Genomic DNA, 22,702 nt, shown 5'->3' on the forward strand with positions numbered 1-22,702 from the left:
CTCTCGCCCGTCACCTACGCCATGGCATCATCAACCACCTCTACTTCCGGGTGACTCGGAAAAACGAGGACGCTTCACGCTGACCCTGTGCAAACTGGCGTTCGCCGTCAGCTTGGCATCTCGATACGACATGCGCGCCGTCGCTTCGCGCATCGCCTCGGCGCAGCACGCCGGCATTCCCCTGCTGTATGCCGGCACGCAATATGGCCTGTTCACCTTCGCCGGCAGGCTGACGCAATCGATCCCCCAGGCCACAGGCAACGCTGCCATCGCCAGCTGGGCGCGTGCTCATCCTACGGGGTGGGTTATCAGCGGTGACGCGAACTACCAGTACCGTGCTACGCCGCTGTACCGACAGGCTTATCTCGGCCGCAAGCTCGGCATCTGGCTCGCCACCGATATCACACGGAGCACACCAACCATGCTTGCCCCACACATCCGTGGCGAGTGATAGTCGAAGCGTCCGCGTTGTTTGACAGCGGTTAAAGGCAGCCAGAGCGGGCGACTGCGATGGAGTTCGAACAGGTCAATGGCAGGTCTTTCCTACCTGCGATAACACAGGCTAATCCCCGCCCTGTCTCAGTATCCGTTTGCAACCAAGAGTGTTCGGGCATGAGTGACAGCCTACACACTTCATGCCCAGTCACTAGCACCACAAACGACAAGGCCCGCCATTGGCGGGCCTTGTGCGTCTTGGATAGTCAGGATTCTGGGTCTGGATAGAAGAAGTCATAAGACCCGTTCTTCATTCGATGCACCAAACTGTCAGGAGGCACTACAACTCCGACTTCTGCGTTTCGGTAGATGCCAGACAATGCACCGACATGTATGTAAGGACTATCGATTCTCCAAACGAACCAATTATTCGACGTCTTATGCTTGGATTTGCCGTAATCACTGCTGTTCCTGAACAAGACATTCACCTCACCAACAACGTCGGCGCGAGCTACCTTTCGCCAAAATTTTTGCTTAATACCAGCACCAAGAAAAACATGAGCGTAGAAATCGATCTCGCCATGCACAATTTCACTCACATCAGGAGCCACATCCTCTCGGCACCTTCGCCTAAAGACCCTCACCACTTGGCTATTCAATTGAGAGACGTCGCGGGCAACATATTGGATAAAACCAACCACCGATGCATCCAGTGGAACCTCGAATACATCCCCAATAGCCAATCTATTGCTCACGGCGTGATTCCGTTTTTTTCCCAGTATTTCGGACTAATTGAATTGATTTTGTTCAATAGCTGGCCACCGTTTTTCTCCAACCCGTACTGATTAATCAAAGTTTGTTCCATGACGCGGGCCTGCTGCTTGGTCAACCCTTGACCTCCCTCTATCGCTTGATAGACCAAGCCTTCTTTCCCACCACCAGCAGCAACGTGCTCGGCACCTCGTGTAGCAACATTACGAGAAGTTATGCTGAAGCGTCCTCGTTTTTCCGAGTCACCCGGAAGTAGAGGTGGTTGATGCCGCGACAGCTGTCAGGGTTGAGTATTAAGGTGTCGTCTATTTAACCTTTTTATTTGACGCCCTCAGTTTTTTTAACGACGCCCTGAATATGGCGACACAAAAAGTAACGCCCAATAATGCAATTGCTAATCCACCATAAATATATCTAATTTGTCCAATTACATGTCCAGACCTATCGTATATGTCTCCAAAAGAGACCCCGTATATGTAAATGATATGCGCAAGGACGCCGATGCTCGCAATCATTATAACTACCGAGCCAATCAGTGTCGTAATCAAAAGTAGTCTATCTATTTTTGCCTTCTTCATCACTTCCTATCGATCGTCATGTTTAGCCCCAAAAGTGTAAGTTACATTGAATTGTTCTCCTCCACCAACCCATACCAATGTTCCAGGCCCAGCTCTCCCTGCACTCATTAGGAAGGTCCCGTACCGCGTCGACGCCATGCAGGCCGTGGCGTTCGAACCGGCCACGCTGCTGATTAACCGGTCGCTGGGTACAGGTCGCGGCATCGCGTCGAAGTGGCTCGCCGTGCGAGCGCTGCCAACGGACACCGTTCGGCGCCAGCGCCCCCGCCCAAGCCGCGCCCGGCACCCCGCGTCTTTCGTCTATCGCGATCCGCCCTGCCCTTGCCCTGCCGCCGGCTGGATGACAGGGGCAGCCCGGCCCCGAGGCCTGCGCCACTTGTGGTTTCAACAAGGCCCAGGCGATGGGCGCGGTGGCTGCTGCGATGCATCGCCCGCCGTGGCCAGCTGCCTGCACAGCTTCCCTGAGCAATCCAATTTGTATGACAAGAATATTGACAAATTATCGTACTAATGATATCTCAAGCAAACGACATGAAACGAAACATATCTTTTTTGCATATCGAAAAGATACGTAAGTATTTGCCGGCCGAACCTGCGTTCCAAGGTGGCGCCGCAGCAAGGGGACGGGCGGACCGTTGAGCAGGGTTTGAATCAAACACGTGCGAGGGGAGGGAACGATGGGCACCAATTCCAACGAAAACCGTTTTGCATCCGTACGCAGGCACGGGTTGTTGCGGGCCAGCATCGGGCTAGCCATCGCGCTCATGGCCACCGGGTACGGCGGCGATGTGTGCGCACAATCGATCACGGGCGGCCTGTACGGTCGCGAGCCTGCCGGAGCCAACCTGGTCATCGTGGTCACCAGCCAGGCCACGGGATTCAAGCGAGAGCTGAAAACCGACGCGCAGGGGCGCTACAGGACGGCCGGACTCAATCCCGGCAATTACCAGGTAACCGTGCAGAAGGATGGCAAGCCCGTCGGCGAGCGGACCGTCAGGGTCAAGCCAGACGTTCAAACGCCGGTGCCCGCCCTGACGGCCACGGTCGCAGGTGCGACAGTCGCCACTGCAACGCACGAGCTCGGTGCCGTGGTCGTCTCCGGCAACGCCGCGGCGACCCAGACGGTCCAGATCGACGTGTCGACTCCCGAGCTGACGAGCCATTACAGCAAGGAATTGACTGACGATCTTCCGCTGCCCGGCGCAGCGAGTCCCGAGAGCATCGCCTTGTTGCGCTCCAACGTGCGCTACGACGACAACAACACCGGCCTGGTGCAACTGGCTGGCGCCTCTCCGGCCGAGAACCGCTATTACCTGAACGAGTTCGACACCACCAACGACCGTACGAGTCTGGGTTCGAACCGCCTGCCACGCGAAGCAATCCAGGACACCCAGGTAATCGCCGGCAATTTCGGTGCGTCCTGGACGAATGCGACCGGCGGCATCATGGCGCAGACGATCCGCCAGGGCACCAACGACTTCGCCGCTGGGTATTCGTTGTACCTGACCCCGGGTACCTCGCGCTTGCTGAACCCGCGTGCCCACAACGTCTACAGAGCCAGCGACGGCACTTTGGTCGGTTACAACTCGGAGAACCATCACGACTGGAGCGCCACCCAATATTTCTGGGGCTCGGGCGCGCTCATCCGCGATCGCCTGTTCGCGTTCGTGCTGCTCGGCAACAACCCTCCGACGAAGAGCTTCAGTTACAACTACTACAACCAGAGGGCCTCGGTTTCCAGCGTCCGCCAGAAGAATGCGCTGGTAAACCTCACCTGGAACATCATGGACGGCATGACGTTCAACCTGGCCGGCTCGCGCATCTGGGGCCTGACCTCGACCAACACCTGGCAAACGACGGCCCCGGGTTCGACCGCATTCAACAAGTGGCTGGGTTACACGCGCAACCCGAACCGGCAGCGCTTCCTGATCGGCAACTACAACTGGCACATCAACGACGATCTCGACTTGCGTGTCATGGGTGGTCACCTCGGGCAACCAACCTATCGCGGCTCGGTCGACGACACCGTGCCGTACGTAACCTCATGCGCCGACAAGACAGGTATCTGCAACAACATCGGAAACAACATCAAGGAAAAGGGTTTCAAGCCGGACGACTACTGGCGCACCGGTTACAAGGCAGACCTTACGTGGCATGTGGGCGACCACAAGCTGGTGTTCGGCGCGGAGCATTACAAACACTTCCTCAGCGAGAGCTGGGGCTATCCACTGGCCGGCGATTACACGTATCACGATCTGGGCAACGGCCCCATCCTGCTGCCGAACGGATCGACCGTTTCCGCGCCTTACGTGGAGCAGCAGTTCAACCGGGAAGGCGGCCGCATGATCTCGGTGAACAAGGGTGCCTATATCGAGGATTATTGGCAGGCCACCGATCGCCTGGTGCTGTATGGCGGCGTGCGCTTCGACCGCTATATCCAGAAAGACGCGATCGAACGCCCCATGTTCAACTTCCCCGTCGTCTCGCCGCGCCTGGGGGTGTCCTGGGATGTCAATGGGGATTCCAGTCTCAAGGTTGGCGCCAACCTTGGGCGGTATTCGCTGTCGATGCCGTCCAACTTCAGTTTCGGTCTTGGCGAGTCGAACGAGACGTGGCAACAGTATTACTACTACACGGGCATCGATCCGGTAACCAAGGCGCCCACGGGGCTGACCCCGATCGGTGGGCGCATCCAGCAGCCGGGCAAGGACGGCATTCCGCCTTCGGTCGACCAGGTCGCGGCAACCAATCTCAAGGCGCCGATGGAGGATATGGCGCAAATCTACGTGCAAAAGCAATTGGGCCGGAGCTGGATCGGCCAGGTCGATATCGGCGTCAACAACCTGAAGCGCGTGATCAATGAAACCTGCGACTACACCCTGATCGAGAGCTGGGCGCATTCGCACGGATACCCGAACTACAGCGATCCGCAATACTGCTTCGAGATCAATCCCGGCAACCCGATCACCGTAGTGCGCGACTTCGCCGGCAACGGCACCAAGACAGCGATGACCATCCCCAGTTCGGCGCTGGGCCTGGCTGCGCCAAGGCACAAGTACTACCACCTGACGCTCGACCTGAATCATGTCCGCACGGCCGAGGAGCCCTGGTACCTGGGTCTGAGCTATACGTGGACGCACTCCTACGGCAACACCAGTGGCTACCTCGACCTGTCGCGTCAAGGCGGATACGGACAAGGCTATATCGGCCAGCAGGACCTCTGGGATTTCCCGCAACAGATGCTCGGGGCCAGCGGCAACCTGCCGAACGATATCCGGCACAGCTTCACCGCATCCGGCGTCTACTACTTCGCCAATGGCCTGCGCCCCAGCTTCACGCTGGCCGTGCACTCGGGTGAGCCGCTGAGCTGCTTCGGTTTCATTCCGCAAACCATCCCCGGGGACGCCTACCTTCAGGACTACGGCTACTATTACGGCGACAGCTATTTCTGCAACGGGAAGATGGTGACGCAAGGTTCGGCCGGACGCCTCCCCTGGTATGTGCAGCTCAATGTTGGCCTCGGTTACGACATGAAATTCGGCAACCACAGCAAACTGAGCCTGGACATCGATATCCAGAACGTGACCAATCATCGCGGCGTCATCAACCGGTATCAGTACCACGACGCCAACATCGCTGCCGACGGCAGCATCATCGTGGATCCGAATTACGGGCAGGCGTCTTACCAGGCACCGCGCACGACGTACCTCGTTCTTCGGTACACGTACTGATCTCGGGGATTGAAGGGCGGCAAAAGCCTGGTCGGAGATAGCTGGGGCCTGTGTTGCACAGGCCCCAGCTGCAGCCGGTCCAGTGACCCAGGGATGGTCCGATTTTGCTCGTCATCCCGGCGAAGGCCGGAGGCGCTTCACAGGAATGACGAGCAAGCAATCGATTGATCAGGCCGTCACCAAGACAAAACGGTGTAGCCGCCTGGCGGGATGATTTCCCTGCCCTGGCCGAACCTGCATGCCTTTCTCATCGCGGCGATGGCCGCCACCGCCATCGGCGGCCAATGGCGTGCGCCAGGAGGAAGGTGCGCAGTCCTGGGTCGCCGCCAGGTTCACTCCCCTGCCCCCGACTTCGGAATTCAGGGAACGCCGCAAGTGGGCGCATCCATCCGGATGCGTGAATATCACGGCTGCCCTGGGTGCGAGGTGATGTGCAGCAGGCACTGCAGCAATGCCATTGGCTCGGGTGGGCAACCGGGCACCGTCGCGCTGACTGGAATGACGTCGCCCACGCGTCCGCGCGTGGCGTAGCTGGTCCCGAAAATGCCGCCGCAGGCGCCGCAATCCCCGACCGCGATCACCCATCTGGGTTCGGGCATGACGTCATACGCCCGCTTGAGCGCTTCTTCCATGTTGACGGAAACGGGGCCCGTCACCAGCAGTATGTCGGCATGGCGCGGGCTCGCCACAAAGGCAATGCCCGCGCCTTCGAGGTTGTAATACGGGTTGGTGAGCGCCTGGATTTCCAGTTCGCAACCGTTGCAGGAACCGGCGTCCACGTGGCGGATGCGCAACGCGCGCCCGAACACGCGATGGAGATGCTCGTGGATCCCCCGGACGCGGGCTTCGGGCTGGTCGGACTCGGGCGGCGCATCGCTCAATATCCCGGTACGACGAATGCGCTTGATGATGTTCAGCATCGTGGGGTCACCCGTCGTGGCCGCTGTAGGCAAGGTTGAACGACTTATTGATGAGCGGGAAATCCGGCACGATGTTGCCGATGATCGCGTGGTCGACCGTGGGCCAGTTCTGCCAGGAGGGATCGTGGACGTGGCAGCGCCGGATGGCGGACGGCGCCCCCGCTTCGAGCGCCACCATGACCGGCCCGCGCCAGCCTTCGACGACACCGAGGCCGATGCGGTCCGAATCGACCGCGGCAACCGGCGCCGACGTCGAACCCTGCGGCAGTTGTTCGAGCAGCAGCCGGCTCAGCCGCAACGACTCCATGACTTCATCGAAGCGCACCTGGACCCGCGCCGCGACGTCGCCCTCCATCCGCAGCGCCGCTGTCGGGCGCAGCTCTCCGTAGGGCGCCCACGGCATCGTCACGCGCAGGTCCTGCTCGATGCCCGAGGCGCGCCCCACCAGGCCGAACGCCCCCTGCGTTTTCGCGATCGATGGGGTGAGTTGGCCGGCGCCCTTGAAGCGATCCTGCAGCCCGGCATGCTCGTCGTAGATCGCACGCAGCGCCACCACGTCGCGTTCGATGCCGACGCCCTCGTCCAGCAACAGGCGAACCGTGCGCGGTCCCACATCCGACCGCACGCCGCCCGGGACGATGTAGTCCATCAGATAGCGCTGGCCGAAGACCTCGCGGTTGAGGCGCAGCATCCGTTCCTTCAGCGCCGAGAACTGCGTCAGGCCGAAGGCGAATCCGGCATCGTTGCCCAGCGCCCCCAGATCGCCCACGTGATTGGCGATGCGTTCGCGCTCCAGTGCCAGTGCGCGCAGGCTGGCCGTGCGCGGCGATACGGTCGCCCCGGCGAGCGCCTCCAGCGCGGCGCAATACGCCCACGAGAAAGCCACCGTGCTGTCGCCGCACACCCGTGCCGCAAGCCGGTGGCCTTCCAGCAACGGCAAGGCTTCGAAGCGCTTGGCCACGCCCTTGTGGGCGTAGCCGAGACGCTCTTCCAGGCGCAGCACCTTTTCGCCGACGACGGAAAACCGGAAATGGCCTGGTTCGATGGTGCCCGCGTGGATCGGGCCCACCGGAATCTCGTGCACGCCCTCCCCTTCGACGCGCACGAACGGATACGGCCTGGACACGCCGGGACAGGCGGTGGCGGCATCGAAATCCTTGCGCAGGGGAAAGCGATCTTCCGGCCAGCCGCCATGACGCAGCCACGGGCGTGCATCGCCCTCGTCCGCCCGGATGCCCAGCAAGTCGTGGATCGCCCGCTGCAGGCGGGCGGCGACGGGAAAGCCGCGTTCCAGCGAGGGATAAACCGGCCGGTCGCCCGCCACGGCAAGCTCCAGAACCACCAGTTCCCCCGGCACGAGAAAGGCGGCAAACACATGGAACATGCCGTCGCGGTCCCGGTCGTCGGCGCCCCACAGCGTGAACAGGCCCGCGCCGGCTTCCTGCAGCTGCCGGGCGACTGCCGTCCACTGCTGCGCATCCACCGCCACGCGCCGCGCGGGAACGTTCGCGGGCAATCGCCGGCCCTCTTGCGCAATGAGTTCCAGTGACATGCGCCTACCTCACGAACAAGTGCGCGGCCAGGCGGTACCACTCGGACAGCGCCGCCGGAATGCTGATGCCCAGTGCCAGCACCAGCCCCAGATGGACGAACACCGGCAGCAGCGACGGCGGATGCGGCAGCGCCGGCGCCTGCGTTTCGCCGAACACCATCGGCTGCACGCGTCCGAAGATGGCGGCGAAGGCCACGGCCAGCGAGACGAGCAGGATGGGCGTGGCCCACGGGTGGTCGCGCATCGCCGTCGTCAGCACCAGGTATTCGCTGGTGAAGACGCCGAACGGCGGCATGCCGAGTATGGCCAGCGTGCCCAGCATCAACCCCCAGCCCACGCTGGGATGGGTGGCGAGCAACCCGCGGATGCCGTCCATGCGCTGCGTGCCGGCGGTCTGGGCCGCATGCCCGGCCGCGAAAAAGATCGCCGATTTCGTCAGCGAATGCACGGTCATGTGCAGCAGCCCGGCAAAGCTGGCGACCGGGCCGCCCATGCCGAACGCGAACGTCATGATGCCCATGTGCTCGATGGACGAATACGCGAACAGGCGCTTGATATCGCGCTGGCGCCAGAGAAAGAACGTCGCCCACACCACGGAGAGCAGGCCGAAGCCCATCAGCATGCGCCCGGGCAGGTCCGAATGCAGCGCGCCGTCGGCGATGATCTTGCAGCGCAGGACGGCGTAGAGCGCCACGTTGAGAAGCAGCCCGGAAAGCACGGCCGAAACCGGCGTCGGGCCCTCCGCATGCGCGTCCGGCAACCAGTTGTGCAGCGGCGCCAGTCCCACCTTGGTGCCGTAACCCACCAGCAGGAAGACGAAGGCCAGGCCGATCACCGTGGGTTCCAGCTGGCCCTTGGCCGCGTCCAGGTGGGTCCACAGCAGCGCGGACATGCCGTTGCCGCCAAGCTGCCCCTCGGCGGCCACGTACAGCAGGATCGTGCCGAACAGCGCCAGCGCGATGCCGACGCCGCAAAGGATGAAGTACTTCCAGGCCGCCTCGATGCTGGCCCGGGTGCGATACAGCGACACCAGCAGCACGGTCGAAAGCGTGGCCGCCTCCATCGCCACCCAGAGAAAGCCCAGGTTGTTGGTGGTCAGCGCCACCAGCATGGCGGCCATGAACAATTGGTACATGCTGTGGTAAAGCCGCAGCCGCCGCTCCGTCAGGCGCCCATGCGCGGCCTCGATGCGCATGTAGGGGCGCGAGAATACCGCGGTGGTGAAGCCGACCAGCGCGGTCAGCGCAACCAGGAACACGTTGAACGGGTCGATGAAGAACTGCTCGTCGAACGCGCTGATCGGTCCGCCGCGGATGACGCGGACCACCAGCGCCGCCACCGCCAGCAGCGTCGCCAGGCTGATGGCGACGTTGAGCTCGGGAGCACGGCGTTGCGCACCGGTCAGCGCGAGCAGCGCGGCGCCGACCAGGGGAAAGCCCACGACCAGTGCGATCTCCACGTCAGTCCTCCTTGAGCGACTCGAGGTGATGCAGGTCCAGGCTGTCGAACTGTTCCCGGATATGGAAAAAGAACACGCCGAAGATGAAGACGCCGACCAGCACGTCCAGGGCGATGCCCAGCTCCACCACCATCGGCATGCCGTAGGTGGTGGTGGTCGCGGCAAAGAACAGGCCGTTTTCCAGCGCCAGGAATCCGATCACCTGGGTAAACGCCTTGCGTCGCGCAAGTATCATCAGCAGCGCCAGCAGGATCACGGCAAGCGCTATGCCCAGGGTTTGCCGGATCACCGTCGTGGCGAGCGCCGTCACCGGCTGGGCCAGGCCGAAGGCGAAGATCACCAGCCCCAGGCCGACCAGCATCAAGGTCGGCACGTTCACCAGCGGCTCGTTGTCCCGCTCTATTCCCAGCCGGCGCATCAGGCGCAACAGGATCCACGGCAGCACGCCGACCTTCAGCACCAAGGTGAGTACGGCGGAAAAGAACAGGTGCGGCAGGTGGGCGGTCGCCGCAACCAGCAGCGTGGACGTCACCAGCACCGCGCCCTGCCAGATCAGCAGCGTGACCAGGTGGCGGCTGCGCCGCTCGGCCAGCATCGCGAAGGAGATCAACAGCAGCGCGCCGGCGAGCGTCTGCAGCACCTGGGCGGAGAAAGTCGGTGCGGGCATCGGTCAACCCTTCAGCAGCAGGTGCACCAGCAGGCCGAGAACGGCCAGCAGGAACGCCATGGTGAGGAACTCCGGCGCACGGAACAGGCGCAGCTTGGCCGAAGCGGTCTCGAACAACGCCAGCGCGGCGCCGGCCACCGCCAGCTTCGCGACCAGCGCCAGCATGGCGAGCGCGATGCCGCCCGGGCTGACGCCGTGCGTGGCGATGCCCCACGGCGCAAACAGCGTGAAGCCGATGCAGGCGTAATTGAACAGCTTCAACCACGACGCCCACTCGATCAGCGCGAGGTGGCGCGCGGAATACTCCAGCGTCATCGCCTCGTGGATCATCGTCAGTTCGAGATGGGTGGTTGGATTGTCGATCGGCAGCCGCGCGTTCTCGGCCAGCAACACCATCACGAATGCGACGGCGGCGAACGCCAGGCTGGGATGCAGCGTCACCTGCGACTGCGTCAGCGTGTTCTGCACGATGGCCGGCAGCGCGGTCGTGCCCGCCATCAGGAACGCGTTGAAAAGCACCATCAGCAGCGCAGGCTCGGTGAGGAAGCCGATCATCATTTCGCGACGCGCACCCATCGTGCCGAAGGCCGTACCGACGTCCATCGCCGCCAACGCCATGAACATGCGCGCGGTCGCGAACAGGCCCACCAGCGCAATCGCGTCGGCGACGCGCGCCGCCGGCAGCTCCGTCGTCAGCGAGGGAATGATCGCGGCGGCCAGCACCATGGCGGCGAACACCACATACGGCGCGCCGCGGAACAGCCAGGAGGCGTCGTTGGCCAGCGTGGCTTCCTTGTGGAACAGCTTTCGCAACACGCGGTAGGGCTGCCACAGGGACGGTGCGGAACGGTTCTGGAGCAGCGCCCTGCACTGCCCCACCCAGCCGGCGAACAACGGCGCGAGCCCGATGGCGCACAGGCACACGCCAAGCTGCCAGAGATAGACGGCCCACGTCACAGCACGCACACCAGCAGGAAGATCAGGGTCAGGAAGCTGTAGAGCAGGTAGACGGACAGCCGCCCGCCCTGCAGTACGGCCATGCGCTCCGTGACCCGTTGCAGCAGGCGCCCGATCGGCTGATAGCACGCCACCCAGAAGCGGTCCTCGATCTCGATGCGATATGCCGGCGCCACGTCGGACGGCCGGGGCACCTCGCGCTCGATCTTGAAGATCGGGCCGAACAGATGGCGGATCGGTTGGCCGAACCCCTCCGCGGAATCCTGCATGCGCGGCGTCTGCCACGGGTAGCCGCAGTCCCACGGCGCCGTGCGCCGGCTGCGCCCGCGGTAGAAACGACGCACCAGCAGGAAGGTCACGCCCGTCACCAGCAGCAAGCCCGCCCAGTACCACAAGCCGCTGTAGGACGCCTGGTTGGCCGCCGTGGGCGTCATCCACCATGGCGAAGGTCCGCGCTGCGCCGTGGCGCCCACCAGCGCCTGCGTGACGCGGCCGGCGACATCGAGCGCGACCTGCGGGAACGCCCCGACCAACACGCAGCCAAGCGCCAGCCAGCCCAGCCCGATCCGCTCCAGCCGGCTGGCGTCGCGGGCCGTGGCCAGGCTGCTCTCGCGATGCTGGCCAAGAAAGACCACGCCGTAGAACTTCACCATCACATAGCCTGCCAGCGCCGCCGCCAGTGCGATGACCGCGGCGCCCAGCGGCACGATCATGTCGAGGAAGGCATGCGGGATATGGGGCGACTGCAGGAAGGTCTGCAGCAGCAGCCATTCGGAGACGAAGCCGTTGAGGGGCGGCAAGCCGGCAATCGCAAGCGAACCGATCAGCGCGAACGCCGCGACCCACGGCATGCGCCGGATCAACCCGCCCAGCTTGCCGAGGCTGCGCTCCCCGGTGGCGTGCATGACCGATCCGGTGGCGAGGAACAACAGGCTCTTGAAGAGTGCGTGGTTGAAGGCGTGGATCAGCACCGCGGCCAAGGCCAGCGCCGCCAGCACGCGCAGGTCGAAGGTGCGGAAGATCAGCACCAGGCCGATGCCGGCCAGGATCAGGCCGATGTTCTCGATCGACGAATAGGCCAGCAGCCGCTTCATGTCGGTCTGTACGGCGGCAAAAATCACGCCGTACAGCGCCGTGAACAAGCCCATCACCAGCGCCAGCACGCCCCACCACCACGGGCCGACGGACAGCAGATCCAGGCTCACGCGCAAAAGGCCGTAGATCGCGGTCTTCAGCATCAGGCCGCTCATCATGGCCGATACCGGCGATGGCGCCGCCGGATGGGCTTCCGGCAGCCATACATGCAGCGGCACCATGCCCGCCTTGGTGCCGAAGCCGACCAGCGCCAGCAGGAACGCGATGCCCGCCCAGAGCGGCGCGAGCGTCGACGCACGCATGGCGTCGAACGTCATCTGCCAGCTGCCGCCGTGCAGCACGCCGAAGCACAGCAGGATGCCGAGCGCCCCGACGTGCGCCATCAACAGGTAAAGAAAGCCGGCGCGCCGGATCTCGGGCAAGCGATGCTGGGTGGTGACCAGGAAGTAGGAACTGAGCGCCATGGTTTCCCAGGCCACCATGAACAGGTAGGCGTCGTCGGCCAGCACCACCATCGCCATGCTGGCGAGGAACACGTGGTACTGCAGGCACAGCAGGCCCGGAGCGGTGCCTTCGCCGGCGCGGAAGTAACCTGCCGAGAAGATCGAGATGCCGGCGCCCGCGACACCCAGCAACACCAGGAAAAATCCCGAGAGCGCATCCAGCCGTACGTGGAAGGGCAAGTCCGGCAGCCCCAGCGGCAGCACGACCTGCTGCGTCGCGAACGCGGGCATCAACGACACCACTCCCGCCGCCGCCACGCCCAGGCCGATCAGCGCGCCCAGCGGAAACAGCACACGGGCGACCCAGCCGACGCCGGTCGGGCGCACCAGGCCCAGTCCGCCCACGAGCAGCCAGCCAGCCACCAGGCCCAGCAAGGCCGTCACCGTCGGCGACGCGGCGGCCCACTCATTCACGCGTCCGCTCCCCGGTGGCGGTCACGACCCGTAGCCCCTGAACACATCGCCATGTGCGTCTCATGGTAATTTGATTATCATGCAGATCGATTCGTGTGTAAGTTGGAGAGTACTCCCATGACCATAGAAAATCGCACTGCCCGTCTTACGGTGCTGATCGACCCGCGCAAGAAAGCCGTCTTCGAGCGCCTGTGCACGGCCGAGGACGCGACGCCGTCCCAGGTCGTGCGCCGGCTTATCCGCGAATACATCGAACGCACCTCCGGCCGCCCCTGGCATGCCGAGGACGAGACACTGCCGCAGGCACGGCACGGCCGCGCCAGCAACAAGTAGCTGACCGCGCCATCGACCGGCGGGCGACGCCGAGGCCCTCCCCGCCCGATCCGACGCGGGTTGCACCCGCGGCAACCGGGGCCCCGGATACGCAGCGTCGTCGACGACGGCATCGGTGGCCGAGCGCGGAGTGGTTCGGCTGGATCAGCGATACGGCCGTCGTGCCGCATTCCTGGCAGGCCGCGGTTTCCCGACAGCCTTTCTGCTCCGAAGCAGCGTGTCGTCTCCGCTGGATTCAGGGCTGTGTGGCAGGCACCTCGACCCACAGTGCACCGCGCAGGTCGCCAACACCGAAGCCGGTGGCGCCGTCGGTGGGATAACGGCTTGCGATCATGGCGCGGACTTGTGGCGCAACCTGCGTGCCGTGGCAGGCCAGGCAACCGGGCTCGGTGGGAATACCGCGGATCATGCGAAGAGCCACCCCCTCGGGCAGTCGTTCGCGCACCACAAGCGCCTGATCCGCCGCCGGCGCACCTTCGGAAACAGCTTTCTGGAACTGCTGAAGGGCCTCGAGTTGCCAGTCCTTCGCCGCCTGTGCCGGATTGCGGTTGCGCCCGGGCAGCGCGACCCGGCCCAGGCGGACGCCGTACCGGGACGCCACCTCCTCGGCAATAGCCGGCGCGGCCTCGCTGCAAACCTGCACACCGCTTGCGGGGCCGCCCTTTGCCATGGCGGCTTGCAATGTCGTCCGCAATCGACTGCTGAACTCCTGCGCCGCGGCTTTCGCACGCTCCAGCGGCACCGTCGCCGCTGTGGACGCAGGGGCCGGTGCAGCGGTGTCGACCTGGCCGGCCGCGGAGATTCGCGTGCAGAACAACAGGCCCGCGGCAAGAACCGCAACAGGTACAGGCAGGCTCCGTGGCGACAGTGACTTCATGGCAACACCTCCTTTCTTCCGTTGTGCGTGGGCGGCATGTGGGGGCAAAACAACCGGCGCCGGTTGTCGCACCAGTCGCGACGGACCGGGGATCGCCGGCTTCACCGTCAGCAGCTCGTGCAACTCGCATGCTGCGCTCGTGCCGCCGGTGTCGCCGGTGTCGCCGGTGTCGCCGGGCCACAGGATGTTGGTCATGGCGGTTTGCCTCCACCGTTGGAGCATCGGCGGCCTTGCCGTGGACGGGCCGCGTCGTTGCCCGATCCGCTTGCCGGTTCATGCCCAACCGGCTTGCATCTATATTAGACATTAATTATATTAGCGCAAGCTAATTAAATGAATGTGTCGCCATGGTCCGCACCACGAACGGTTTGGCAACCGCCGCGCACCGCTGTGTTCACGGGATTTCCCCTGCCCTGCCGCAAGGCTGGAACGGCCATGGCCATTGGCAGATCGACCTGCGAAGCACCGCCGATGCCGCGGTTGTCAGCGACCCGAATGCGCCGCTCGATCATGAGCGCCGTGGCCGCGACATTGCAGGCGATGCAGTCCTCGCACAACGACCATTGCGCACCGCCACGAAACAACTGAGGTAGGGAGAAGTCGTGATCAGCCTCATCAAGGCCTTGTTTGGCCGCACCGGAGAACAGGTGGGTTCCCAGGAAGCAGTCCGGCGCATCAACGCTGGCGCCGTGCTGGTGGACGTGCGCGAGCCGAACGAATTCGCCGCCGGCCACGCATCACAGGCGTTGCACCTGCCGCTGGGAAGGATCCGCAGCGAGGGCAGCCGCGCGATCGACGCGCTGGGCATACCGGAAACGACCACCGAGGTGTTGCTGGTCTGCCAGAGCGGCATGCGTTCGCGTATCGCCCAGAGGATCCTGTCCGGTGACTCCCGTCGTCGCTACACAAACGTCGACGGCGGCATGGCTGCATGGTCCGCCGCCGGTTTTCCCGTTACCCGGCGCAAGCGTTGATTGCGTTCGGGCGATCAAGCATCAAGGCAACCCAGAGGAGTCCATGCCATGACCAAAACTCGCTACCGCGACCTCACCGAAAACACCAATGCGTACCTGGCGCCGCTGCGCCGTGATCTGCCGGACGTCATGCAGGGATTCAGCGCGCTGGCGCGCAGCGCCCTGGCGGCAGGTGCGGTGGACGCAAAAACCAAGGAGCTGATCGCACTGGCGATCGGCGTAGCCACCCATTGCGACGATTGCATCGGCTTCCACGCCAAGGCACTGGTGCGATTGGGCGCGACCGACGACGAAGTGCGCGAAATGCTCGGCGTCGCCGTCTACATGGGCGGTGGTCCGTCGCTGATGTACGCCGCGCATGCCTTGGAAGCGTTCCAGGAGTTCTCCGCAGCGGCCTAGGGATGGTCTGATTTTGCTCGTCATCCCGGCGAAGGCCGGAGGCGCTTCACAGGAATGACGAGCAAGCAATTGATTGATCAGACCTTCCCAAGCGATTGGCGTGACGGAGCGGCTTGTCGATGCCGGCGGCATGCAACAAAGGAGTCGCCTGTCCATCCCCTGGGCAGGCGCAGGATTGAACAGATATCCAGGCGTCATCCCTGCCTCCAGATCACCAGGCCAGCCGGCGCCACCGGAACCGGAAGGGGGACCCGCAGGATCGGCAGTTCGAAGCTTCGACCGCTCAGGCCGTGGGCAGTCGCGCGATCACCTTGATCTCGAACTGGAAGCCAGACAGCCAGGTCACGCCAACGCCCGTCAGCGTCGGATATGGCGCCTCGCCCCAGTAGTCCGGCAGCACTTTCCAGACGGTCTCCAACGTGTTCTGCGGATCAACCAGGAATACGGTGACATCGACCACATCGTCGAACCTGCATCCGGCGGCTTCCAGTACAGCATTGAGGTTGTCAAAAGCGAGTCGAACCTGCGCTTCCGGGTCCGGCTCGGGCGAACCATCCTCTCGGCTGCCGACCTGGCCGGACACGAAAAGGAAGCCGTCCGCACGCACGGCCGGGGAATAGCGGTTTCGTTCATACAGAGCTTGACGCCCTGCGGGAAATACAACATCACGGGACGACGCCATGGCGAGTTCTCACGTTCCTGCCCGGCAACCTTTGCCGGACTTCGTTGGGGGTATGAGAAGACTCTACCGATGGGGGCTTCCGCGATAAACGGTCGATTCCCTCCAACATAATTCGTAAAATCGGAACAATAAGAATCAAGTTCGCGGAACAAAATGGATCGATTCGATGCGATGCGGGTCTTTGCGTGCGTCGTGGAAACGGGCAGCTTCACCAAGGCGTCGGAAACCCTGCATATCAGCCGGGCGACGGCGACCCAATTGGTGCAGCAGCTCGAGACACGCCTGCAGGCCAAGTTGCTTCATAGAACCACGCGCAAGGTCAAGGTGACGGTTGCAGGGCAAGCGTTCTACGACCGGGTGATCCGACTGCTGGCCGATCTGCAGGAAGCGGAACATGGCGCGTTGGAAGGATCGGACATGCTCGAAGGGCGCTTGCGGATCGATGTGCCCAGCCCACTGGCCCGTTTGATCCTGGTGCCTGCGCTGGCCGACTTCCACGAACGCTACCCCGGCATCCAGATCGACATGCGGGTCAGTGATCGCACGTCCGATCTGCTGGACGAGAACATCGACTGTGTGATTCGGGGCGGGCCGATCACCGACCAGACGCTGATCGCCAAACGGGTGGGCAATCTCCATCTGCAGACTTACGCCGCGCCTGGGTATCTGCAGCGCAACGGGAGCCCCGGTCATCCGAGCGAACTGGATGGGCCCGCGCATCAAATCGTGGGCTATATGTGGGCACACAAGAACCAGCGCGTTCCGTATCCGATGCGACGTGGCGAGGAGATCGTCAGCATCCGCGGCAACTATGCCCTTGCCGTCGATGACGGCAACGCTTATCTGGCAGCAGGCGTGGCCGGGTTGGGAATCGTATGGCTACCAGACTACATGGCCGAACCTTGCACGGCCGAAGGCAGATTGATCCCGTTGTTCACTGACTGGCAACTCGATCCCATGCCATTGCATGTCGCTTTCCACCCGAGCCGGCGCGCCGATGTCAGGCTGCGCGCCTTCATCGCCTGGGTGGAGGAGTTTATCGGCGCGACCTCCTGATCCGCCCGGCTTCGACGGCATTGCCTTGCCAGCCTTCCGGGGCGAGAGCGCCAGATACAAAAAAACCGGAAAACCGGGGCTTGTTGCAGATCAGGAGATCGTGTGAGATGTCCGTGCGTCGTCGCCGCAAGGCCAAGCGTCCAGTGGGCGAACACCAGAAGCTGCTGGCAGCGTGCATGCCCAGCCGCCACAGCTTGCCGCCAGCTGGCGAGACTTCCAAGTACAGGCCGCCCCCGTCGAAGAGACGTTGTGGGACGCCGGATTGCAATGGATGCCCCCGGACACGGCTGGACAGGCAGGTAATAAAAAACCCGCCTAAGTGGCGGGTTTCCCTAGTCTTTCTGGTCCATTCTGGACGCTTCCGGACTATGCATTGGTGCCCAAGAGGGGACTCGAACCCCTACGCCTTGCGGCGCTACCACCTCAAGGTAGTGCGTCTACCAGTTCCGCCACCTGGGCAGGTGTGATGCTCAGTGTTGCTTTTGCGGCGCGGGCGCGGCAGGTACCTCGCCTTGCTGCTTGCTCGTCGCCGGCGCGGCCGGGACCGCCGGGTTTGCTGCGGCCGCTGGCGCGGCGGCGGGGACTTCCGGGTTCGCCGGCGTGGCTGCCGCCGGGGCCTGCTTGGCGGGCGCCGGCTGCTGGCCCATGCCGGCCATCACGCCGAGGTCGGCGCCGCTGTTCTGCTGCGTGCCGTGGCTGTGCAGGTACACGCCCATGCCCAGGCTGAGGGCGAAGAACAGCCCGGCCAGCACGGCGGTGGCGCGGGTCAGGAAGTTGGCCGAACCGCGCGCGCCGAACACCGTCGCCGAAGCGCCGCCGCCGAAGCCGGAACCGGCGCTGGCGCCTTCCCCGTTCTGCAGCAGGATCAGCACGGTCATGGCCGCGGCGATCAGGATGTAAAACACGCTGAAAATGACGAACATCAATCGGGCCCGTGGCGCTTAGCGCGCCGCTGCGCAGATTCCAAGGAAGTCGGAAGCGGTCAACGAGGCTCCACCGATCAGGCCTCCGTCCACATCCGACTGCGCGAACAATTCGGCGGCATTGGCCGCCTTGACGCTGCCGCCGTAAAGCAGCCGAGTCAGACGGGCAATCATAGCATCTTCCTTTTGGAGTTGGCTACGGATGAAGGCGTGGACCTCCTGCGCCTGGGCCGGCGTGGCGGTGTGGCCGGTGCCGATGGCCCATATCGGTTCGTACGCGATCACGGCCGTGTCGAATGCGGCGATGCCGGCCACGGCAAGCACGGCCTGCAACTGGCGGGCGATCACCGTCTCGGTGTCGCCGGCCTCGCGCTGGGCCAGGGTCTCGCCCACGCAGAGTACGGGGGTGAGGCCGTCGGCGCGGGCCACCACGAACTTGCGCGCCACCAGCGCATCGCTTTCGCCGTGGTATTGGCGGCGCTCGGAATGCCCGGTCAGCACCCATTGCGCACCGCAATCGGCCAGCATCGCGGCCGACACCTCGCCGGTGTAGGCGCCCTGCCCCTCGTGTTCGCTGAGATCCTGCGCGCCGATGCCGATGCCGGCATCCGCGCAGGCCGCGGCCACGGTGTCCAGGTAGGGGAACGGCGGGCAGATCACCACGTCGACGCCAGCCGTGTCGGCGGCGGCGATCTCGCCGCACAGGGCGGCGGCCATCGAACGGCTGCCGTGCATTTTCCAGTTGGCGGCAACAAGCTTCTTGCGCATGTCTGATGTCATTCCATCGCGGACAAACCCGAGATTTTACAGGACCATAGCAGGACTGGTATTGCTGCAGCGCAGCGTCCAGGATGTAGGGACGCTTCCGGGAGATCCACATGACGCCTGCACGCCCCCTCAGCCTGGTCACCGGCGCCTCCGCCGGCATAGGCGCGACCTTCGCCAAGGCGCTCGCGGCACGCGGCCACGACCTGGTGCTGACCGCGCGGCGGCAGGACCGGCTGGAGGCGCTGGCGGCGGACTTGCGCCAGCGGCACGGCAGCGTGGTGACCACGCTGGCGGCCGACCTCGCCGACCCGGCATCGCCGATGGCGCTGTGCGAGGAACTGGCCCAGCGCGGACTTGCGGTGGACTGGCTGGTCAACAACGCCGGTTACGGGGTGCCCGGCAGCTTCGTGGCGAACGACTGGCGAACGCACGCCGACTTCCTCCGGGTGTTGCTGGCCGCGCCGGTGGAACTGGCCTGGCGCCTGCTGCCCGGCATGCGCGAACGCGGCTACGGTCGCATCGTCAACGTCGCGTCGCTGGCCGGCCACGTGCCGGGCACCGCGGGCCACACGCTGTACGCACCCGCCAAGGCGTTCCTGATCAAGTTCTCGCAAGGGCTGGCGCAGGAAAGCCGCGGCCGCGGCGTGCACGTGTGCGCGCTGTGCCCGGGCTTCACCTGGTCCGAATTCCACGACGTCACCGGCACGCGCACGATGATGAACAAGCTGCCCGGCTTCATGTGGCAGAACGCCGACGCGGTGGTGGCCGAAGGCATCTCCGCCGTGGAGCGCGGTACCGCGGTGCAGGTCACCGGCCGCGTGAACCGCGCGATCAAGAGCGCATTCAAGCTGATGCCGGACTGGCTTGCGGCGCACCTGTCGGCACGCCAGGCGCGGCGCTATCGCCAGCCCACCGATTAGGCATGGTCTGATTTTGCACGTCATCCCAGCGAAGGCTGGAGGCGCCTCACAACAGCGAAGCTGGTCATCCAGTGCCTGCAAACCACTGAAAGCAAGGGCACTGGATTCCTGCTTTTGCAGGAATGACGAGCAAGCAGTCGATTGATCAGACCATCCTTGGCGGCGCCGCGCGTGGGACATCGCGCACCACGACGCGGCCGCACCCACCGCTCAGATCAGCTTGATCTCGCGCAGGCGCTGCTGCAGGTATTCGTGCGCGGTGATGGACGCGTCGTAACGCTTCGGGTTGTCCGGCGTCACGCACTGCGGCAGCGGGTCGAGCACCACGTCGGGATTCGGATGCAGGAAGTACGGCACCGAGTAGCGCGGCTTGCGCGCATTCGCGTTCTGCGGATTCACCACGCGATGGGTGGTGGACGGGTACACGTGGTTGGTCAGGCGCTGCAGCATGTCGCCGATGTTCACCACGATGGCGTCACCCTCGGTGGTGATCGGCAGCCACTGGCCCTCGCGCGTCAGCACTTCCAGCCCTTCGGCGCTGGCGCCCACCAGCAGGGTGATGAAGTTGATGTCCTCATGCGCGCCGGCGCGCACGTTCGGAACGTTCGCTTCGGTGATCGGCGGGTAGTGGATCGGCCGCAGGATGGAATTGCCCTGGTCGGTCTTGTCCTCGAAATACCGCTCGGGCAGGCCGATGTGCAGGGCCAGCGCGCGCAGCACGCGGCTGCCCAGTTGGTCCAGCGCCTCGTACAGGCCGTAGCCGTACGGGCGGAACTCCGGCACTTCGGTGGGCCACAGGTTCGGCGCCATCACGCCGGCGAACCTGGAGTTGGCGGGCAACTCGCGGCCCACGTGCCAGAACTCCTTGAGGTCCGGGTGCTTGCTGTCCTTCGCGGTCTCCACCTTGAACGGGGTGTAGCCGCGCGCGCCGCCGCTGCCGGGCACGTGGTACTGCATCTTCGTTTCGGCAGGCAGCGCGAAGAAGCGCTGGAAGGCGTCGTAGGCGCCTTCGACCAGTTCTCGCGGAATACCGTGACCGCTGATGCAGCAAAAACCGAACTCGCGATAGGCCGCGCCCAGCTCGGCGACGAAGCCGTCGCGGTCGGTGTCGTAACGGCGGATGTCGAGGGTGGGAACGCTTTTCATGGTTCAAGTCCTTCGGGATGCGGTCGATGATTGCCAAGCCGCCACGGGGCGGATCACGTCGGGCCATTCCGTGGCGACCGTATCCTGGTTGACCTGAGTCAGGCGCGGTGCGCCTGCTGGTTCACGAGCGTTCTGCGGAGGATTTTACGATGTCGGCCAGGCTTTGCGCCAACCGCTGGACTTCGTCCGCGTCGGCGCCCTCCACGGTGACGCGCACCAGCGGTTCGGTGCCGGAGGCGCGCAGCACCACGCGGCCGCGACCGCGCAAGGTCTGCTCCGTGGCGGCCAGCGCGTTCCGCACCGCATCGCCGCCCAGCGCCTCGCGGGCGCACTCGGCACGCACGTTGATCATCACCTGGGGCAGCTTGGCGAGGCCTTGCCGCGCGGTGGCGAAGTCCTCGCCGGCCAGCGCCTCCAGCACGGCCAGCGCGGAAACGATGCCGTCGCCGGTGGTGGCGCGGTCCAGGCACAGGATGTGGCCCGATGTCTCGCCGCCCAGCACGCCGTTGCGCTCCTTGAGCTGCTGCAGCACGTAGCGGTCGCCCACGTTGGCGCGGACCAGCTCGATGCCCATCGTGTCCAGCGCCAGCTGCAGGCCGTAGTTGCTCATCAAGGTGCCGACCACCGGCCCGTGCAGCACGCCGCGCGCCTGCCAGGCGCGGGCGATCACGTAGAGCAGGTCGTCGCCGTCGGCGAGCACGCCGTGGCGGTCCACGAACTGCACGCGGTCGCCGTCGCCGTCGAACGCAACGCCCAGGTCCGCGCCCTGCTCCAGCACGGCGCGCTGCAGCGCCTGCGGATGGGTGGAGCCCACGTCGCGGTTGATGTTGAAGCCGTCCGGACGGTCGCCGATCGCGCTGACCTCGGCGCCCAGCTCGCTGAACACCTTCGGCGCGACCTGGTAGGTGGCGCCGTTCGCGCAGTCCAGCACGATCTTCAGGCCGTTGAGGCTGAAGTCCTCGGCGACCGTGCTCTTGCAGAATTCCGTGTAGCGCGTCACCGCGTCGTCGATGCGGCGCGCCTTGCCGAGTTGTTCGGAAGGGACCGTGACGAACGGCGCGTCGATCTCGGCCTCGATCGCCGCCTCCATCGCGTCGCTGAGCTTTTCGCCCTGCGCGGAGAAGAACTTGATGCCGTTGTCGTAGTGGGGGTTGTGCGAGGCGCTGATGACGATGCCGGCCTCGGCGCGCAGCGAGCGGGTGAGGAAGGCCACCGCCGGCGTGGGCATCGGCCCCAGCATGCGCACGTCCACGCCGGCGGAAACCAGGCCGGCTTCCAGCGCCGCCTCGAACATGTAGCCGGAAACCCGGGTGTCCTTGCCGATCAGCACGCCGCGCCGCGCGCCGCCCTGCTGTTTCAGCACCGCGCCCAGCGCGCGGCCCAGGCGCAGCATGAATTCGGCGTTGATCGGCCACACGCCCACGGCGCCGCGAATCCCGTCCGTGCCGAAATACTTGCGCTCGCCCATGCGTGTCGTCTCCCTGTGTGATCCCTGGTGTGCGGCAGCCCGGCGTGTGCCGGCCGCCTTGCCGTTGTCGCGGC

Annotated in this window: 21 protein-coding genes, 1 tRNA gene and 1 pseudogene; 8 read left to right on the forward strand and 15 right to left on the reverse strand. The window is 64.6% G+C overall.

The window, feature by feature from the left end; translation table 11 throughout:
• Positions 1 to 451: pseudogene (locus PCA_RS07890) on the forward strand (hypothetical protein); the annotation flags it as partial.
• A 250-nt stretch (positions 452 to 701) separates the two neighbouring features.
• Here the strand turns inward: PCA_RS07890 and PCA_RS07895 are convergent.
• Both PCA_RS07895 and PCA_RS07900 read right to left on the reverse strand, forming a co-directional pair.
• Positions 702 to 1,190 carry a hypothetical protein gene (locus tag PCA_RS07895; protein WP_181302053.1) on the reverse strand — a complete coding sequence of 163 codons (489 nt, stop codon included), beginning with the start codon at positions 1,188 to 1,190 and terminating at the stop codon, positions 702 to 704.
• Positions 1,187 to 1,324 carry a hypothetical protein gene (locus tag PCA_RS07900; protein ID WP_181302054.1) on the reverse strand — a complete coding sequence of 46 codons (138 nt, stop codon included), beginning with the start codon at positions 1,322 to 1,324 and terminating at the stop codon, positions 1,187 to 1,189. Before PCA_RS07900 ends, PCA_RS07895 begins: the two co-directional genes overlap by 4 nt.
• 1,137 nt (positions 1,325 to 2,461) lie before the next feature.
• Between PCA_RS07900 and PCA_RS07905 the strand changes: the two genes are divergently transcribed.
• Positions 2,462 to 5,515, forward strand: a complete 3,054-nt coding sequence (locus PCA_RS07905; RefSeq protein ID WP_181302055.1) for a TonB-dependent receptor — start codon at positions 2,462 to 2,464, stop codon at positions 5,513 to 5,515.
• 404 nt (positions 5,516 to 5,919) lie between these two features.
• Here the strand turns inward: PCA_RS07905 and PCA_RS07910 are convergent, their stop codons facing one another.
• Genes PCA_RS07910 through hyfB form a run of 6 tightly spaced genes read right to left on the reverse strand, consistent with a single transcriptional unit; the run spans position 5,920 to position 13,082 of the window.
• Positions 5,920 to 6,435 (reverse strand): formate hydrogenlyase, encoded by a 516-nt coding sequence (locus PCA_RS07910; RefSeq protein WP_181302056.1) that lies wholly within the window; start codon positions 6,433 to 6,435, stop codon positions 5,920 to 5,922.
• A 7-nt stretch (positions 6,436 to 6,442) separates the two neighbouring features.
• On the reverse strand, positions 6,443 to 7,987 hold the full coding sequence (locus PCA_RS07915; protein ID WP_181302057.1) for an NADH-quinone oxidoreductase subunit C: 1,545 nt from the start codon (positions 7,985 to 7,987) through the stop codon (positions 6,443 to 6,445).
• Between the two features lie 4 nt (positions 7,988 to 7,991).
• Positions 7,992 to 9,446: a hydrogenase 4 subunit F gene (locus PCA_RS07920; protein WP_181302058.1), complete on the reverse strand. Its 1,455-nt coding sequence runs from the start codon at positions 9,444 to 9,446 to the stop codon at positions 7,992 to 7,994.
• 1 nt (position 9,447) lies between these two features.
• Entirely contained in the window at positions 9,448 to 10,113 is a 666-nt protein-coding gene (locus tag PCA_RS07925) for a formate hydrogenlyase (protein ID WP_181302059.1), read from the reverse strand.
• A gap of 3 nt (positions 10,114 to 10,116) precedes the next feature.
• Positions 10,117 to 11,070, reverse strand: coding sequence for an NADH-quinone oxidoreductase subunit H (locus PCA_RS07930; RefSeq protein ID WP_181302060.1), 954 nt, complete (start codon positions 11,068 to 11,070; stop codon positions 10,117 to 10,119).
• Positions 11,067 to 13,082: a hydrogenase 4 subunit B gene (hyfB, locus tag PCA_RS07935; RefSeq protein ID WP_181302061.1), complete on the reverse strand. Its 2,016-nt coding sequence runs from the start codon at positions 13,080 to 13,082 to the stop codon at positions 11,067 to 11,069. The genes PCA_RS07930 and hyfB overlap by 4 nt, the downstream gene beginning before the upstream one ends.
• A gap of 117 nt (positions 13,083 to 13,199) precedes the next feature.
• Here hyfB and PCA_RS07940 point away from each other — a divergent pair, with 117 nt between their 5' ends.
• A complete protein-coding gene (locus PCA_RS07940) occupies positions 13,200 to 13,415 on the forward strand; it encodes a CopG family transcriptional regulator (RefSeq protein WP_219918619.1) in 216 nt (71 codons plus the stop codon).
• A gap of 235 nt (positions 13,416 to 13,650) precedes the next feature.
• Here PCA_RS07940 and PCA_RS07945 read toward each other — a convergent pair whose 3' ends face one another.
• Positions 13,651 to 14,487 (reverse strand): DUF3365 domain-containing protein, encoded by an 837-nt coding sequence (locus PCA_RS07945; protein ID WP_181302062.1) that lies wholly within the window; start codon positions 14,485 to 14,487, stop codon positions 13,651 to 13,653.
• 152 nt (positions 14,488 to 14,639) lie between these two features.
• Here PCA_RS07945 and PCA_RS07950 point away from each other — a divergent pair, with 152 nt between their 5' ends.
• From PCA_RS07950 to PCA_RS07960, 3 genes are read left to right on the forward strand one after another with little or no spacing between them, the layout of a single operon-like run.
• The gene (locus tag PCA_RS07950) at positions 14,640 to 14,885 is read left to right on the forward strand and encodes a hypothetical protein (protein WP_181302063.1); all 246 of its coding nucleotides are present in this window, start codon (positions 14,640 to 14,642) and stop codon (positions 14,883 to 14,885) included.
• Between the two features lie 9 nt (positions 14,886 to 14,894).
• On the forward strand, positions 14,895 to 15,266 hold the full coding sequence (locus PCA_RS07955) for a rhodanese-like domain-containing protein (protein ID WP_181302064.1): 372 nt from the start codon (positions 14,895 to 14,897) through the stop codon (positions 15,264 to 15,266).
• A 48-nt stretch (positions 15,267 to 15,314) separates the two neighbouring features.
• Positions 15,315 to 15,665 (forward strand): carboxymuconolactone decarboxylase family protein, encoded by a 351-nt coding sequence (locus PCA_RS07960; protein WP_181302065.1) that lies wholly within the window; start codon positions 15,315 to 15,317, stop codon positions 15,663 to 15,665.
• Positions 15,666 to 15,948: 283 nt separating this feature from the next.
• Here the strand turns inward: PCA_RS07960 and PCA_RS07965 are convergent, their stop codons facing one another.
• Positions 15,949 to 16,347 carry a RidA family protein gene (locus PCA_RS07965; RefSeq protein WP_181302066.1) on the reverse strand — a complete coding sequence of 133 codons (399 nt, stop codon included), beginning with the start codon at positions 16,345 to 16,347 and terminating at the stop codon, positions 15,949 to 15,951.
• A gap of 153 nt (positions 16,348 to 16,500) precedes the next feature.
• Here PCA_RS07965 and PCA_RS07970 point away from each other — a divergent pair, with 153 nt between their 5' ends.
• Complete coding sequence (locus tag PCA_RS07970; protein ID WP_181302067.1) at positions 16,501 to 17,403, forward strand: LysR family transcriptional regulator; 903 nt, start codon at positions 16,501 to 16,503, stop codon at positions 17,401 to 17,403.
• A gap of 374 nt (positions 17,404 to 17,777) precedes the next feature.
• Here PCA_RS07970 and PCA_RS07975 read toward each other — a convergent pair.
• The 3 genes from PCA_RS07975 to tpiA all read right to left on the reverse strand — a co-directional run bounded on the left by PCA_RS07975 (position 17,778) and on the right by tpiA (position 19,094).
• Positions 17,778 to 17,862: transfer RNA gene (locus PCA_RS07975), tRNA-Leu, on the reverse strand.
• An 11-nt stretch (positions 17,863 to 17,873) separates the two neighbouring features.
• Positions 17,874 to 18,326 (reverse strand): preprotein translocase subunit SecG, encoded by a 453-nt coding sequence (secG, locus tag PCA_RS07980; RefSeq protein ID WP_181302068.1) that lies wholly within the window; start codon positions 18,324 to 18,326, stop codon positions 17,874 to 17,876.
• Positions 18,327 to 18,344: 18 nt separating this feature from the next.
• Positions 18,345 to 19,094 (reverse strand): triose-phosphate isomerase, encoded by a 750-nt coding sequence (gene tpiA / locus PCA_RS07985; protein ID WP_181302069.1) that lies wholly within the window; start codon positions 19,092 to 19,094, stop codon positions 18,345 to 18,347.
• A gap of 110 nt (positions 19,095 to 19,204) precedes the next feature.
• Here tpiA and PCA_RS07990 point away from each other — a divergent pair, with 110 nt between their 5' ends.
• On the forward strand, positions 19,205 to 20,014 hold the full coding sequence (locus tag PCA_RS07990) for an SDR family oxidoreductase (RefSeq protein WP_181302070.1): 810 nt from the start codon (positions 19,205 to 19,207) through the stop codon (positions 20,012 to 20,014).
• A gap of 210 nt (positions 20,015 to 20,224) precedes the next feature.
• Here PCA_RS07990 and PCA_RS07995 read toward each other — a convergent pair whose 3' ends face one another.
• Positions 20,225 to 21,160: an isopenicillin N synthase family oxygenase gene (locus PCA_RS07995; RefSeq protein WP_181302071.1), complete on the reverse strand. Its 936-nt coding sequence runs from the start codon at positions 21,158 to 21,160 to the stop codon at positions 20,225 to 20,227.
• A 121-nt stretch (positions 21,161 to 21,281) separates the two neighbouring features.
• Positions 21,282 to 22,628 carry a phosphoglucosamine mutase gene (glmM, locus tag PCA_RS08000; RefSeq protein ID WP_181302072.1) on the reverse strand — a complete coding sequence of 449 codons (1,347 nt, stop codon included), beginning with the start codon at positions 22,626 to 22,628 and terminating at the stop codon, positions 21,282 to 21,284.
• Positions 22,629 to 22,702: the final 74 nt, after the last annotated feature.

It is taken from the genome of Rhodanobacter sp. PCA2, from assembly GCF_013620825.1.
Lineage (GTDB): Bacteria > Pseudomonadota > Gammaproteobacteria > Xanthomonadales > Rhodanobacteraceae > Rhodanobacter_A.